We start from the raw sequence: 14,161 nt of genomic DNA, 5'->3' as shown, positions 1-14,161 counted from the left end.
GCTCATCTACCTCAGTTTCAGGGTTGCAAGGCCGATCAGCACCAGGATCACGGTGATGATCCAGAAGCGGACGATCACCCGTGGCTCTGGCCAGCCCTTGAGTTCAAAGTGGTGGTGGATCGGCGCCATGCGGAACACGCGCTTGCCGGTCAGCTTGAAGGAGGCGACCTGGATCACCACCGACAGGGTTTCGACAACGAAGATGCCCCCCATGATGAACAGCACGATTTCCTGGCGCACGATCACGGCGATGGTGCCCAGCGCAGCGCCCAGCGCAAGCGCGCCGACGTCGCCCATGAACACTTGTGCCGGGTAGGTGTTGAACCACAGGAAGCCCAGGCCGGCACCGATCAGCGCGCCGCAAAACACAATCAGCTCGCCCGAGCCCGGCACATAGGGGATCAGCAGGTATTCGGCGAACTTCACGTTACCTGACAGGTAGCAGAAGATGCCCAGCGCACCGCCGACCATCACTGTCGGCATGATTGCCAGGCCGTCGAGGCCATCGGTGAGGTTGACCGCGTTGCTCGAGCCGACGATGACGAAGTAAGTCAGCACCACGAAGCCGACGCCCAGCGGAATGGTGACATCCTTGATGAACGGCAGGATCAGGGTGGTCTCCACGCTGGTTGGCGCGGTCTTGTACAGGAACACTGCCGCCGCCAGGCCGAACACCGACTGCCAGAAATACTTCCAGCGGCTCGGCAGGCCACGCGAGTTCTTTTCGATCACCTTGCGGTAGTCATCGACCCAGCCGATGGCACCGAACGCCAGGGTGACGATCAGCACAACCCAGACGTAACGGTTGCTCAGGTCCGCCCACAGCAGGGTGCTGACGGCGATGGCCGACAGGATCAGCGCGCCACCCATGGTCGGGGTGCCGGACTTGGACAGGTGCGATTGCGGACCGTCGTTACGCACGGCCTGGCCGATCTGGCGAATTTGCAGGGTACGGATCATCCACGGCCCCAGCCACAGCGCCAGGGACAACGCGGTCAGTACACCAAGAATCCCGCGCAGGGACAGGTACTGGAAGACCGCGAAGCCTTTGTGGAACTGTTGCAGATACTCGGCCAACAGCAGCAGCATTAATGTTTCTCCCCGCTGGCACCGCACAATGCCGCCACGACGTTTTCCATCGCAGCGCTGCGCGAGCCCTTGATCAAAATAGTGGTGTCGCTGGCGTGTTCGGCGCTAACTGCGTCGATCAGCTCAGCTTGAGTAGCGAAATGGCGGCCATTGGCGCCGAACGCCTTGACCGCGTGTGTCATGTTGGAACCCACTGCGTACAGGGCATCGACCTTGCCACGCGCGTAGTCACCCACCTGACGATGGCCTTCTTCCGCCCATTGCCCCAATTCGCCGATATCCCCAAGCACCAGGACGGTGCGTCCGGAAAAGCCGGCGAGTATATCAATGGCCGCGCACATGGAGGAGGGATTTGCGTTGTAACTGTCGTCGATCACCCGTACCCCGTTCGGCGCAATCTGTGCCACGGTACGGCCCTTGACCGGCTGCACTGCAGCCAGGCCGGCAGCAATACCGTTCAGGCTCAGACCAACGGCATGCGCAGCGGCGGCAGCGGCCAGGGCATTGCTGACGTTGTGCTCGCCCAGCACATTGAGTTGCACGTCTACCGTTTCACCCGCGCCATGCAGCTTGAACGACGGGCAGCCACGTGCATCGCGACCGATGTCCGTGGCGTGGAAATCGGCCTTCGGGTTGCTGCGCGCGAAACTGACGACCTTGTGCGAGCCGGCACGCGCACTCCAGATGGCGAAGGCCTTGTCGTCCAGGTTGAGGATGGCAATGCCGCCCTCGCCCAGGCCTTCGAGAATCTCGCCCTTGGCTTCGACAATCTTCTCCGGGCCGCCGAACTCGCCAACGTGGGCGGTACCGGCGTTGTTGATGATGACCACCTGCGGCTGGGTCAGGCCCACGGTGTAGCGGATCTCACCAATGCGCGAGGCGCCCAGCTCGATCACTGCGGCGCTGTGCTCCGGGGCGATCTCCAGCAGTGTCAGCGGCGCACCGAGGTCGTTGTTCAAGTTGCCACGGGTAGCGTGCACCAGGCCACGGGTACGCAGGATGCTGGCGAGCATTTCCTTGACCGTGGTCTTGCCGCTGGAGCCGGTAATGGCCACCACCGGTTTGTCGAATGCGGCGCGGTTCAATGCACCGAGTTGGCCAAGGGCCAGGCGGCAATCGGCCACCAACAGCTGTGGCAGGTCTACATCGGCGACTTCACGCTCTACCAAGGCTGCGACCGCGCCTTTGGCTTTTACATCGGCCAGGTAGTCGTGACCATCGAAACGCGGACCGGCCAGGGCGACGAACAGTTGCCCGGCGCCGACACTGCGGCTGTCGATGCTGACACCGGTAAACATGGCGTCGGCACCGATTTGTCGACCACTCAGTGCTGTAGTCAGCTGGCTGAGTGATAGTGGCTTAAGCATGTGGCGCCTCCCAGGCTGCAAGTGCCTTTTCGGCTTCGGTCAAATCGGAGAAGTCATGGCGCTCGCCATTGATCTCCTGGTAATCCTCGTGCCCCTTGCCAGCCAGCACGATCACGTCGTTGGCAGCTGCGGTGGCAATCAACTGCGCGATGGCCTCGCCACGACCGGCAACGAACTCGACCGAGACAGGCCGGGCGAAACCGGGACGGATGTCGTCGAAGATGCGCTGTGGGTCTTCGGTACGTGGGTTGTCATCGGTGACCAGTACGCGATCGGCCAGGCGCTCGGCCACTTCGGCCATCAGCGGGCGCTTGCCGCGATCACGGTCGCCGCCGCAGCCGAACAGGCACAGCAGCTTACCGTGGGCGTGTGGACGCAGGGCTTCGAGCACTTTTTCAAGGGCGTCCGGGGTGTGGGCGTAATCGACCACCACCAGCGGTTTGTCGCCGCCACCCAGGCGCTGCATACGGCCTACCGGACCGTGCAGTTGCGGGGTGACCTTGAGGATTTCGTCCAGTGCATAATCCAGTGCCAGCAGTGTCGCGACAGCGGCGAGCATGTTGCTCAGGTTGAAGCGCCCCAGCAGCTGACTGCGCAGGATACGCTCACCTTGTGCGGTAACGATCGTCGCGCGCACGCCATCGTCACTGAACGCGGCCTCGCGACAGAACAGCGAGGCATCTGGGTTTTCCAGGCTGTAGCTCAGCAGCCGGGTGTCGATATGGTCGACGCTCGGACGGCGGGCAAAGTCAGCGGCCAGGCGACGGCCAAAGGCGTCATCCAGGTTGACCACCTGGCAACGCAGGCTGGGCCAGGCGAACAGCTTGGCCTTGGCGGCCTCATAGGCCTCCATGCTGCCGTGGTAGTCGAGGTGGTCGCGGGACAGGTTGGTCATCACCGCGATGTCGAACTCCAATGCGGCGACTCGGCCTTGCTCCAGGGCGTGAGAGGAAACCTCCATGGCCACAGCCTTGGCGCCCTGCTTTTTCAAATCGTAAAGGGTCGACTGCACGGCAATCGGGTCGGGCGTGGTCAGACGGCCGCTCTGCAACTCGCCGTAGAAGCCGGTACCCAGGGTGCCGATCAGGCCGCAGCGCTGGCCGAGCAGGTCGAGCGCCTGGGCCACCAATTGGGTAACGCTGGTCTTGCCGTTGGTCCCGGTCACACCGACCAGGTTCAGCTGGCGGCTGGGTTCGCCATAAAAACGCCCGGCGACATCCGACAGCTGTGCGATCAGGCCCTTGACCGGAATCAATGGCACTTCGGTCAGCGGCAGCACGGTGGCGCCCTGCTCTTCATAGGCCACGGCGGCGGCACCACGGGTCAAGGCATCGGCGATATGCTCGCGGCCATCGACCTTGGCACCCGGCACGGCCAGGAACAGGTCACCCGGGCGCACGTTGCGGCTGTCCAGGGTCAGTTCACGAATCAGCGGGTCACGGCTGGCGTGGGCGAAAAGTTTGCTTAATGGCATTGTCATCATCCACGCCCTCCCTTGGCGGCTGTTGCATTGACTTGCGATTGCACGGCAGGTGCCGCGGGTGCTGGTGGCGGCAGGTTGTCTGGCGGCACGTTCATCAGGCGCAGGGTGCCGGACATGACCTTGCTGAACACCGGCGCCGAGACCAGACCACCGAAGTAACCACCCTTGCCCGGCTCGTCGATGACCACGACGATGGCGTAGCGCGGGTCGCTCATCGGCCCGAAGCCGGCGAACAGCGAGCGGTAGGCGTTTTCGGTGTAACCCTTGGAGCCCACGGTGGCTTTACGCGCGGTGCCGGACTTGCCGGCCACGTGATAGAACGGCACCTGGGCACGGAACACACCACGCGGCGCTTCAATCACCTGCTGCAGCATGCCTTGAACGGTTTCGGCGGTTTCCTTCGGAATGGCCTGCACCGCTTCCGGGGCCTTGTCGACCTTGATGATCGACAGCGGCACCATCTTGCCGTCGTTGGCCAGCGCTGCGTAGGCATGCACCAGTTGCAAGGCAGTCACCGACAAGCCATAGCCATAGGACAGCGTCGCGGTCTCGGCCTTGCGCCACTCGCGGTGGTTGGGCAGGTTACCGACACGCTCGCCCGGGAAGCCAAGGCCGGTGTACTGACCCAGACCGACCTGGGACATGACCCGGTAGATGGCCTCGCCCCCGATGTCGAAGGCGATCTTGCTCATACCGACGTTACTGGAGTTGATCAGGATGCCGGTCAGGTCGAGGATCGGGCCCTCGCTGCGCGACACGTCCTTGATGGTGTAGCGGCCGATCTGCAGGCTACCCGGGTACACCTCGACCTTGTCGGTCGGTTTCCAGCGGCCGCTCTGCAGCGCCGCGCTCATGGAAATCGGCTTGACCGTGGAACCCGGCTCGAACACATCGATGATCGCCCGGTTACGCATGGCCGCCGGGAACATGCTGCGGCGGTTGTTGGGGTTGTAGGTCGGCTGGTTGACCATGGCCAGGACCTCACCGGTCTTCACGTCCATGATCACCAGGCTGCCGGCCTTGGCGTCCTGCTCGGCAATGGCATTGCGCAGCTCGCGGGTAGCCAGGTACTGCAGGCGCAGGTCTATCGACAACGCCAAGGTCTTCCCGGCCTTGGCGTTCTTGGTTACCTGGATGTCCTTGATCAGCCTGCCGCGCCGGTCCTTGATCACCTGGCGCTTGCCTGGGACACCGGCCAGCCACTCGTCATAGGCCAGCTCCACCCCTTCACGACCGTGGTCGTCGAGGTCGGTAAAGCCGACCATGTGCGCGGTGACATCACCGGCCGGGTAGAAGCGGCGGAATTCTTCCAGGCCGTACACACCGGGCACTTTCAAGTCGAGCACGTGCTGGCCCTGCTCCGGGGTCAGGCCACGCACCAGGTAGATGAACTCTTTGTTGGCCTGCTGAGTCAGGCGTTCGATCAGCTGTTGCGGGTTTTGCCCCAGCGCGGCAGCCAGTTGCGGCCAGCGCTCCTTGGAGGCCTGCATTTCCTTGGGGTTGGCCCACAGGGTGGTAACCGGGGTACTCACGGCCAATGGCTCACCGTTGCGGTCGGTAATCAACCCACGGTGCGCCGGGATGGGAATGTGACGCAGGCTGCGCGCATCGCCCTGGCCCTTGAGGAAGTCACGGTCAACTACCTGCAGGTCGATGATGCGCCAGCAGATCGCACCGACCATGATTGCCAGCAAGCCGATCACCACGCGGAAGCGCCACGGGTAGAGTGCGCCTTCGAGCTTCATCATGGCGCCACCATCCGTACTTCGTCAGCCGACGGCACGCGCATTTTCAGCTGTTCGGAAGCCAGGTTCTCGATACGGCTGGCGGCGGTCCAGGTGCTCTGCTCCAGAATCAGCCGGCCCCATTCGGCCTGAGCCTTGTCGCGCTCGCTCAATTCACCGTACAGGGTATTGAGCAGCTGGCGGTTCCAGTGCGCGCTGTAGGACACGGCAATGGCCGAAACCAGCACGCCAACGAACAGCAGAAGCATCAGGAAGCTTCCGCCTGGCAAAGGCTTGGCGAACAGCCTGCTCACCGCAGTTTCTCCGCCACACGCATCACGGCGCTACGCGACCGCGGGTTGGCCTTGAGCTCGGCTTCGGAGGCGAACTGGGCCTTGCCGATGAGTTTGATTTTTGGCTCGAAGACCTTGTGCTGCACCGGCAGGTTGCGCGGCAGGTTGTCGGCCTCGCCTTTCACCAGCTTGCGCATGAACAGCTTGACGATACGGTCTTCCAACGAGTGGAAACTGATGACCGCCAGACGGCCCCCGACTTCGAGCGCATCGAGTGCGGCTTCAAGGCCAGCCTCAAGGTCGCCCAGCTCGTTGTTGACGTGAATGCGAAGCCCCTGGAAGGCACGGGTAGCCGGGTTTTTACCTTTTTCCCAAGCCGGGTTGGCCACCTTGAGCACTTCTGCCAGGTCGGCGGTACGGGTGAACGGCTGCTTTTCGCGGCGTTCGACCACGGCCCGCGCCATACGCCCAGCGAAACGCTCCTCGCCGTACTCCTTGAAGACGCGGGCGATTTCTTCTACTGGCGCAGTGGCGATGAACTCCGCGGCACTGATGCCCTGGCCCGGGTTCATACGCATGTCCAGCGGGCCATCATTGAGGAAGCTGAAGCCACGCTCGGGGTCATCCAGCTGCGGCGAAGACACGCCCAGGTCCAGCAGCACACCACTGACCTTCCCGTGCAGGCCGCGCTCGGCCACCTCAGCGCCCAGCTCGGCAAAGCTGCGCTGCACAATGACAAAGCGGCCGTCTTCGGCCGCCAGCGCTTGCCCCGTGGCAATCGCCTGTGGATCTTTGTCGAAGCCCAGCAGCCGCCCTTGCGGCCCGAGCTTGCTGAGTATCAGCCGGCTGTGTCCGCCACGGCCAAAGGTGCCGTCCAGATAGCAACCGTCGGCGCGCAGGGCCAATGCCTCGACAGCTTCGTCGAGCAGGACGGTAATGTGGTTGAAGCCGCTATCTATGGTCACAGGATCAGGTCACGCAATTCGTCGGGCATGGCGCCCGGTTGTTGAATAGCTGCAAGGTCGGCTGCCGAAACCGCGTTCCAGGCATCTTCATCCCACAGCTGGAATTTGTTCAGTTGCCCCACCAGCATCGCCTTCTTGTCGAGCTTGGCGTACTCACGCAGGCGGGGCGGCACCAGGAAACGACCACTGCCATCGAGCTCCAGGTCAACCGCATTACCAATCAGCAAGCGCTGCAGGCGGCGGTTTTCCTCACGCAACGATGGCAAGGCACGCAACTTGGCTTCTATCTGTTCCCACTCATCGAGGGGATAAACACACAAGCAGGGGTCTACAGCGTCGATGGTCACGATCAGCTGACCATTGCAACGCGAATCGAGCTCGTCACGGTACCGGCTCGGCATGGCGAGACGGCCCTTGGCATCGAGGCTGACGGCGTTGGCTCCGCGGAACACGGCTGCGATTCCCCACAATGTTAGCTTTTTTGTGCCAGAAAACCCACTTCATCCCACTTTCTGCCACTTGCGCACACTATAGGAATCCGTCCGCAGCACCGTCAAGGCGCGTTCATAAGGAAAAGCCTTACAGGACCGAGATTTAGCGCGATAAGGGAATGTGGAAGGACTGCCGAAGAGAAAAAAACACGTGAAAAATCAAACCCACCCAAGCGAATGGAGTTCAAAGTTAAAGTGATTTATCAAGAGTAAGATTTTTTCGGTATTACCAGAGAGGATCTGCTACCGAATCACGCAGGGAAGGAAAGGTGGAGAGTCGATCTGTAAGCCGGGTTTTGTCGAGGACAGTCATTCCTCTACGACGGCCATCACTGGACGCCTCTAGCAACCTACCCGGTTCCGACGCGGGCCACGCCTGATGGAACCCTATTTGGTCTTGCTCCGAGTGGGGTTTACCTAGCCACGCACTGTTGCCAGACGTGCGGTGCGCTCTTACCGCACCTTTTCACCCTTACCGGCACCGAAGTGCTTAGGCGGTTATTTTCTGTGGCACTTTCCGTAGGCTCGCGCCTCCCAGGCGTTACCTGGCACTCTGCCCTATGGAGCCCGGACTTTCCTCCCCCTGCTGTCCACACAACAAAGTTGCGGAACAAAAACAGGCAGCGACTGTCCGATCGACTCTCCGCCGCCAAGGTTACCGGCACGCGCGCACAAGAACAAGCAATACCGGTATTTATATCAAAGTGCCACTATTCGGCTTTCTGCTTTTCAAGGGCAAGTTGATACAACAGGTTCTTGCGCACACCGGTAATTTCCGCGGCAAGTGCCGCCGCCCGCTTCAGCGGCAACTCGGCCAACAGCAGGTCGAGCACACGCTGCGCCTCGGCGCTGATGGCCTGCTCGCCCTCCGGCGCACTCCAGCCGCCGACCAGCACCACGCATTCACCGCGCTGCTGGTTGCTATCACCAGCAACGAATGCACGTAGCTCCGCCAGCGGCAAACCCTTCAGGGTCTCGAAGGTTTTAGTCAATTCGCGCGCCAGCAACGCCGGGCGGTCGCCACCAAATACCGCTTCCATGTCCTCAAGGCACTCCAGGATCCGGTGCGGGGCCTCATAGAAAATCAGCGTACGCGGCTCTTCCTTTACTTGCTCCAGGCGTGCCCGACGCCCGGCCTGCTTGGCCGGCAGGAAGCCTTCGAAGATGAAGCGGTCCGACGGCAAGCCGGCTGCCGACAGCGCGGCGATCAAAGCACAGGCGCCCGGCACCGGCACCACGTTCACGCCCGCGGCCCGCGCCTGGCGCACCAGGTGGTAACCCGGATCGGAAATCAGCGGCGTGCCGGCATCGGAAACCAGCGCCACATGCTCACCCGCGAGCAGCTTGGTGAGGAAGCGCCCGCCCTCGTCGCGCTCGTTGTGCTCATGGCAGGCCGCCAACGGCGTATCGATGCCAAAGTGTTGCAGCAGGCGGATCGAATGACGGGTGTCTTCGGCGGCGATCAGGGCCACATCCGCCAGCACCTTCAGCGCCCGGGCGCTCATGTCGTCGAGATTGCCGATGGGGGTTGCCACCACATACAGCGTCCCCACCGTGGATTTCGAAGCCCCTGCCACATCAGTCACTGCGTACACCTGTCATTTGGATCAAAGGCGCCATTGTAGCCCGAGCGCCTGCAACAGGGCGCAAAGATCTTCGCCGGCGATCAGCAACAAGCCGCCTATAGTGAAGGATCGACACAGCAACATCGCGCCCCGGCCAGTGCTTGGGTACAATTGCCGGCCAACTTGATCGAGTAACAGGACCTTTACATGATCGCTTGCCTGCGGCTGCTCACAGCCCTCTGCCTCGCCGCCCTGCTGGCAGCCTGCGCCAGCTCGCCCTCATCCAGCCTGGGCGAACTGCCACGCACCCCGGACGCCAGCATCGAGCAACTGCTCGAAAAAGCCGCTTCCAGCAAGTCTGCTGAAGACGCGGCCCTGCTGCGCCTGAGCGCGGCCGACCTGGCCTACAAGCAGAAGGATTTCCCACGCGCCGCACGCATTCTCGAGCAGGTTCCGCTGGACACGCTCAAGCCGGCCCAGCAAGTGTTCGCCAGCACCCTCGCCGCCGAGCTGGCCATGAGCCGCAACCAGCCCAAAGCGGCCCTGGCTGCCCTGGCCCACCCCAGCCTGCAGCGCGTAGCTGAGCTGCCAAAGGAACAGCAAGCGCGCACCTACAACGTGCATGCCGCCGCCCTCGAAGCCGACGGCCAGGCCTTGGCTGCCGCACAACAGCGCGTGCTGCTGGCCCCGCTGCTCAGCGGCCAGGCCGCCAGCGCCAACAATGACGCCATCTGGGCCCTGGTTGCCTCACTGCCGGCAGAGCAACTGCAACAGCCAGCCAACGATCAGACCCTGGCCGGCTGGACCAGCCTGGCCTTCGCCGTGAAAAGTGCAGGCACCCTGGAACAGCAACAAGCGGCCATCGAGACCTGGGTCAAACAACACCCGGACCACCCTGCCGCCCAGCAACTGCCGCTGGCGCTGACCAAGCTCAAGGAACTGGCCAGCCAACCGCTGACCAAGGTCGCCCTGCTGCTGCCTCAGGAGGGCCCGCTGGCCGGTGTTGCCCGCGCCCTGCGTGACGGCTTCATGGCCGCTCACTTCCAGGCCCAGCAAGCCGGCCAACCGGCACCTGCCGTGCAGGTGTTCGACAGCTCGCGCATCGGCTCGCTCGATGACTTCTATCGCCAGGCCCAGGCCGCCGGCGTGCAACTGGTCATCGGCCCGCTGGAAAAGCCGCTGGTGAAGCAACTGGCCGCCAAACCGCAATTGCCGATCACTACCCTGGCCCTGAACTACGCCGACGCCGGCCAGAAAGCCCCGCCGCAACTGTTCCAGTTCGGCCTGGCTGCCGAAGACGAAGCCCGCGAAGTAGCCCGCCGCGCCCGCGCCGATGGCATGGTCCGCGCCGTGGCCCTGGTGCCGAGCGGTGAATGGGGCGACCGCGTACTGGCCGCCTTCCGTCAGGACTGGGAAGGCAATGGTGGCACCCTGCTCGCCGCCGAGCGCATCGCCCAGCCGGTCGCCCTGGCCCAGCAGATTGCCGACCTGTTCCAACTGCGCCAGAGCGAAGGCCGCGCCAAGAGCCTGCAAAGCACGGTAGGCGGCAGCATTGCCGCACAACCGTCGCGCCGCCAGGACATCGACTTCATTTTCCTCGCCTCGACCCCACAGCAGGCCCAGCAGATCAAGCCGACCCTGAACTTCCAGTACGCCGGTGACGTACCGGTCTACGCCACCTCGAACCTGTACAGCGCCAGCGGTGACGTCAACCAGTACAACGACATGAACGGCATCCGCTTCTGCGAAACGCCGTGGCTGCTCGACACCAGCAACAGCCTGCGCCAACAGGTCGTACAGCAGTGGCCACAGGCCGCTGGCAGCCTGGGCCGTCTGTATGCCATGGGCGTCGATGCCTACAGCCTGGCGCCACGCCTGGGCCAGCTGAAAGCACTGCCGGACAACCGCGTCCTGGGCCTTTCGGGCAGCCTGAGCATCAACGCCAACCAACGCGTCGAGCGCCAGCTGCCATGGGCCGAGTTTGCCGGCGGCCAGGTCAAGCGCCTGCCTGACACCCCGCGCTGATGCCTGCAGCATCGCCTACCCGTGCCGGGCAAGCAGCAGAGACCCAAGCCCTTGAGTACCTTCAGGGGCAAGGCCTGCAACTGCTGGCACGCAACTGGCGATGCAAAGGCGGTGAGCTTGATCTGGTCATGCTCGACGCCGATACAGTAGTATTCGTCGAAGTCCGCTACCGGTTGCACGCGGGCTTCGGAGGCGCCCTCGACAGTATCGATGGGCGCAAGCAGAAACGGCTGGTGCTTGCCGCCAGCCTGTTCCTGCAGAAGGAGCCCCACTGGGGCAACCACCCCTGCCGCTTCGACGTAGTCGCCCTGCAGGGCAGCCACCATGCAGGCAGACCGCTTCAATGGCTGAAAAACGCCTTCGAATGCTGAACCCACTTCGTTTTTTTTGCTCTATGTTTCGCGGGCTGGTCGTTGTTGCGCGTAGCAAAGGCCACCGCCCCACTTAAGGTCACCAGATGGACATGCAATCCCGAATTCGCCGGCTGTTTCAGGCCAGCATCGATACCAAGCAACAGGCAATGGACATCCTGGCACCGCACATCGAGCAGGCTAGCCTGGTCATGGTCAATGCGCTGCTCAACGAGGGCAAGATGCTCGCCTGTGGCAACGGCGGCTCGGCCGGCGATGCCCAGCACTTTTCTTCAGAGCTGCTCAACCGCTTCGAGCGCGAGCGCCCGAGCCTGCCGGCCATCGCGCTGACCACCGACAGCTCGACCCTGACCTCTATCGCCAACGACTACAGCTACAACGAAGTCTTTTCCAAGCAGATCCGCGCCCTGGGCCAGCCCGGCGACGTTCTGCTGGCGATCTCCACCAGCGGCAACTCGGCCAACGTCATTCAAGCGATCCAGGCCGCACATGACCGCGAAATGATTGTCGTAGCATTGACTGGTCGCGACGGCGGCGGCATGGCTTCGCTGCTGCTGCCCGAGGACGTGGAAATCCGCGTTCCTTCGACGGTTACCGCGCGCATCCAGGAAGTCCACCTGCTGGCGATCCACTGCCTGTGCGATCTGATCGACAGCCAACTGTTCGGGAGTGAAGAATGACCCCTATGCGCCTCGGCCTGATGGCCCTGACCCTGTGCCTGAGCGTCACCGGTTGCAGCTCGGTACTCACCTCTACCCGCAATTCGCCGATCGAGGACGATCGCGGTACGCGCACCATTGGCAGCAAGATCGACGACTCGCTGATCGAGACCAAGGCCGCCGTGAACATCTCCAAGGCCAACCCAGACCTGGACAAGGGCTCGCACATCGTTGTCAGCAGCTACAACGGCATTGTCCTGCTGGCCGGCCAGACCCCACGCGCCGACCTCAAGAGCCTGGCCGAGCAAACCGCCAGCCAGGTACAACGGGTCAAGAAAGTGCACAACGAGCTGCAGGTGATGCAGCCCTCCTCCATCCTGGCGCGCAACAACGACGCCTGGCTGACCACCAAGATCAAGACCCAGATGCTGACCGACAATGCGGTGCCAAGCTCGCGCATCAAGGTGATCACCGAAAACGGCATCGTCTACCTGCTTGGCCTGGTCACCCAGCAAGAGGCCAACTCGGCCACTGCCGTGGTGCAAGGCGTGTCGGGCGTGCAAAAGATCGTCAAGCTGTTCGAGTACATCGACTGACTCTCCGGCCTCTTCGCGGCTAAAGCCGCTCCTACAGGGGTACGCTACACCCTGTAGGAGCGGCTTTAGCCGCGAAGAGGCCGGCGCAGACAACACCCTCAAGAAACCCAGGAAACACCGCATGAAAAAGCTTCTGCTGCCCGCCCTGCTGATCGGCACCTTCGCCACCCTGGCCGGCTGCTCCACCCCAAGCCTGATCACCCTCAACGATGGCCGTGAAATTCAGGCTGTCGATGCACCAAAGTTCGACCGCGACGCCGGCTTCTACGAGTTCCAACAGCTCGACGGCAAGCGCACCCGCATCAACAAGGACCAGGTACGCACCATCAGCGACCTGTAACCCAGATTGGCGGTAAAGAAAAAGGCGATCCGGTTGGATCGCCTTTTTTGTTACTTGACCACTTTCAGGCTTGGCCGACCAGTCGGACGCGGCGGCTGGCCACCGCCCTCTGGCGGGCCATCGTCATCCGGCTGTACATCATCGTCTTCAAGGTCGTCGCCATCCATCAACGGGGACTCCAGCTCGAAGACCATACCCTGGCCATTTTCGCGAGCATAAATGCCCAGGATGGCGCCAACCGGCACGTACAACGAATGAGGCACGCCACCGAAGCGGCCATCGAAACTGACCGCTTCGTTGTCCATGTTCAGGCTGCGCACGGCACTTGGCGAGATATTCAAGACGATCTGGCCATCACTGGCGAAACCATCCGGCACCTGAACTTTCGGGAATTCGGCATTGACCAGCATATGGGGCGTGCAATCGTTGTCGACGATCCACTCGTACAGTGCTCGAACCAGATAGGGGCGACTGGAGTTCATCAACGGCTCCTTAAAGCTTGCGCATTTCACGTTCTACGGAGGACAGGCTCGCCTGGAAAGACTCGCGGGCGAACTGGCGCTCCATGTAATCAAGCAGCGGCTTGGCTTGCCGCGGCAACTCGATACCCAACACCGGCAGACGCCAGAGTATGGGCAATAGACAGCAATCGACCAGGCTTTGCTCATCACTCATGAAGCAGGCGAACTCGCTGAACAACGGCGAGACCCCGGTCAGGCTTTCACGCAAGGCCTTACGCGCATCGGCTCGGACAGCCTCTTTGCTGCGCGGGTCGAGGACGGTATCGGCCAGGGCACACCAGTCGCGCTGGATGCGGTGAATCAGCAAACGGCTGTTGCCGCGCGCAACCGGGTAGACCGGCATCAGCGGCGGGTGCGGGTAACGCTCTTCGAGGTATTCCATCACCACGGTCGACTCATACAACGCCAGGTCTCGGTCGACCAAAGTCGGCACGCTGCCGTAAGGGTTGACCTCGACCAGCTTGGGCGGCAGGCGAGCTGGGTCGACATCGATGACCTGCACGCTCACACCCTTCTCGGCCAGCACCAGGCGAACCCGATGAGAATAGTGATCAGCGGGATCGGAATAGCAGGCTAACCTGTTGGTTGCGCCCATGTAGCGGCTCCTCGCACGGGATGCTTGTGACACTGTAAATGAAAACGCGCCCGGGGCACCCTGGCAGTATTGCCAGG

The 14,161-nt window shown here is 62.6% G+C and carries 15 protein-coding genes and 1 other RNA gene; 5 read left to right on the top strand and 11 right to left on the bottom strand.

The annotated features are described in order from the left end of the window. Positions 1 to 6: 6 nt before the first annotated feature. The 9 genes from mraY to rsmI all read right to left on the bottom strand — a co-directional run bounded on the left by mraY (position 7) and on the right by rsmI (position 8,998). On the bottom strand, positions 7 to 1,089 hold the full coding sequence (gene mraY / locus DM807_RS00465; protein ID WP_003251852.1) for a phospho-N-acetylmuramoyl-pentapeptide-transferase: 1,083 nt from the start codon (positions 1,087 to 1,089) through the stop codon (positions 7 to 9). Then, positions 1,089 to 2,456 (bottom strand): UDP-N-acetylmuramoyl-tripeptide--D-alanyl-D-alanine ligase, encoded by a 1,368-nt coding sequence (locus DM807_RS00460; protein WP_069942706.1) that lies wholly within the window; start codon positions 2,454 to 2,456, stop codon positions 1,089 to 1,091. The genes mraY and DM807_RS00460 overlap by 1 nt, the downstream gene beginning before the upstream one ends. Then, positions 2,449 to 3,939 carry a UDP-N-acetylmuramoyl-L-alanyl-D-glutamate--2,6-diaminopimelate ligase gene (locus tag DM807_RS00455; RefSeq protein WP_370739316.1) on the bottom strand — a complete coding sequence of 497 codons (1,491 nt, stop codon included), beginning with the start codon at positions 3,937 to 3,939 and terminating at the stop codon, positions 2,449 to 2,451. Before DM807_RS00455 ends, DM807_RS00460 begins: the two co-directional genes overlap by 8 nt. Next, positions 3,936 to 5,684 (bottom strand): peptidoglycan D,D-transpeptidase FtsI family protein, encoded by a 1,749-nt coding sequence (locus DM807_RS00450; protein WP_171577224.1) that lies wholly within the window; start codon positions 5,682 to 5,684, stop codon positions 3,936 to 3,938. Before DM807_RS00450 ends, DM807_RS00455 begins: the two co-directional genes overlap by 4 nt. Then, complete coding sequence (ftsL, locus tag DM807_RS00445; RefSeq protein ID WP_012274065.1) at positions 5,684 to 5,977, bottom strand: cell division protein FtsL; 294 nt, start codon at positions 5,975 to 5,977, stop codon at positions 5,684 to 5,686. The genes DM807_RS00450 and ftsL overlap by 1 nt, the downstream gene beginning before the upstream one ends. Further along, on the bottom strand, positions 5,974 to 6,921 hold the full coding sequence (rsmH, locus tag DM807_RS00440; protein WP_012274066.1) for a 16S rRNA (cytosine(1402)-N(4))-methyltransferase RsmH: 948 nt from the start codon (positions 6,919 to 6,921) through the stop codon (positions 5,974 to 5,976). Before rsmH ends, ftsL begins: the two co-directional genes overlap by 4 nt. Continuing rightward, positions 6,918 to 7,373, bottom strand: a complete 456-nt coding sequence (gene mraZ, locus DM807_RS00435; protein WP_004575120.1) for a division/cell wall cluster transcriptional repressor MraZ — start codon at positions 7,371 to 7,373, stop codon at positions 6,918 to 6,920. Before mraZ ends, rsmH begins: the two co-directional genes overlap by 4 nt. Positions 7,374 to 7,681: 308 nt before the next feature. Continuing rightward, positions 7,682 to 8,055, bottom strand: an RNA gene (rnpB, locus tag DM807_RS00430) — RNase P RNA component class A. Positions 8,056 to 8,122: 67 nt separating this feature from the next. After that, positions 8,123 to 8,998, bottom strand: coding sequence for a 16S rRNA (cytidine(1402)-2'-O)-methyltransferase (gene rsmI / locus DM807_RS00425; protein WP_012274067.1), 876 nt, complete (start codon positions 8,996 to 8,998; stop codon positions 8,123 to 8,125). A gap of 186 nt (positions 8,999 to 9,184) precedes the next feature. On the opposite strand from rsmI, the gene DM807_RS00420 reads away from it, so the two are divergent. The 5 genes from DM807_RS00420 to DM807_RS00400 all read left to right on the top strand — a co-directional run bounded on the left by DM807_RS00420 (position 9,185) and on the right by DM807_RS00400 (position 12,968). Next, the gene (locus DM807_RS00420) at positions 9,185 to 11,002 is read left to right on the top strand and encodes a penicillin-binding protein activator (protein ID WP_012274068.1); all 1,818 of its coding nucleotides are present in this window, start codon (positions 9,185 to 9,187) and stop codon (positions 11,000 to 11,002) included. Then, positions 11,002 to 11,373: a YraN family protein gene (locus tag DM807_RS00415; RefSeq protein ID WP_012274069.1), complete on the top strand. Its 372-nt coding sequence runs from the start codon at positions 11,002 to 11,004 to the stop codon at positions 11,371 to 11,373. The genes DM807_RS00420 and DM807_RS00415 overlap by 1 nt, the downstream gene beginning before the upstream one ends. A gap of 86 nt (positions 11,374 to 11,459) precedes the next feature. After that, the gene (locus DM807_RS00410; RefSeq protein WP_012274070.1) at positions 11,460 to 12,053 is read left to right on the top strand and encodes a phosphoheptose isomerase; all 594 of its coding nucleotides are present in this window, start codon (positions 11,460 to 11,462) and stop codon (positions 12,051 to 12,053) included. Next, entirely contained in the window at positions 12,050 to 12,628 is a 579-nt protein-coding gene (locus DM807_RS00405; RefSeq protein WP_012274071.1) for a BON domain-containing protein, read from the top strand. The genes DM807_RS00410 and DM807_RS00405 overlap by 4 nt, the downstream gene beginning before the upstream one ends. 121 nt (positions 12,629 to 12,749) lie before the next feature. Beyond that, positions 12,750 to 12,968 carry a YgdI/YgdR family lipoprotein gene (locus DM807_RS00400; protein WP_012274072.1) on the top strand — a complete coding sequence of 73 codons (219 nt, stop codon included), beginning with the start codon at positions 12,750 to 12,752 and terminating at the stop codon, positions 12,966 to 12,968. A 50-nt stretch (positions 12,969 to 13,018) separates the two neighbouring features. Here DM807_RS00400 and DM807_RS00395 read toward each other — a convergent pair whose 3' ends face one another. After that, positions 13,019 to 13,450, bottom strand: coding sequence for a ClpXP protease specificity-enhancing factor (locus tag DM807_RS00395; RefSeq protein ID WP_060493235.1), 432 nt, complete (start codon positions 13,448 to 13,450; stop codon positions 13,019 to 13,021). A 10-nt stretch (positions 13,451 to 13,460) separates the two neighbouring features. After that, a complete protein-coding gene (locus DM807_RS00390) occupies positions 13,461 to 14,084 on the bottom strand; it encodes a glutathione S-transferase N-terminal domain-containing protein (RefSeq protein ID WP_012274074.1) in 624 nt (207 codons plus the stop codon). Between the last annotated feature and the right edge of the window lie 77 nt (positions 14,085 to 14,161).

This window comes from Pseudomonas hunanensis, assembly GCF_013393325.1.
GTDB classification, from domain to species: domain Bacteria; phylum Pseudomonadota; class Gammaproteobacteria; order Pseudomonadales; family Pseudomonadaceae; genus Aquipseudomonas; species Aquipseudomonas putida_P.
Note: the sequence above shows the minus strand (reverse complement) of the source record. Positions and strands in the feature narration are given on the sequence as shown.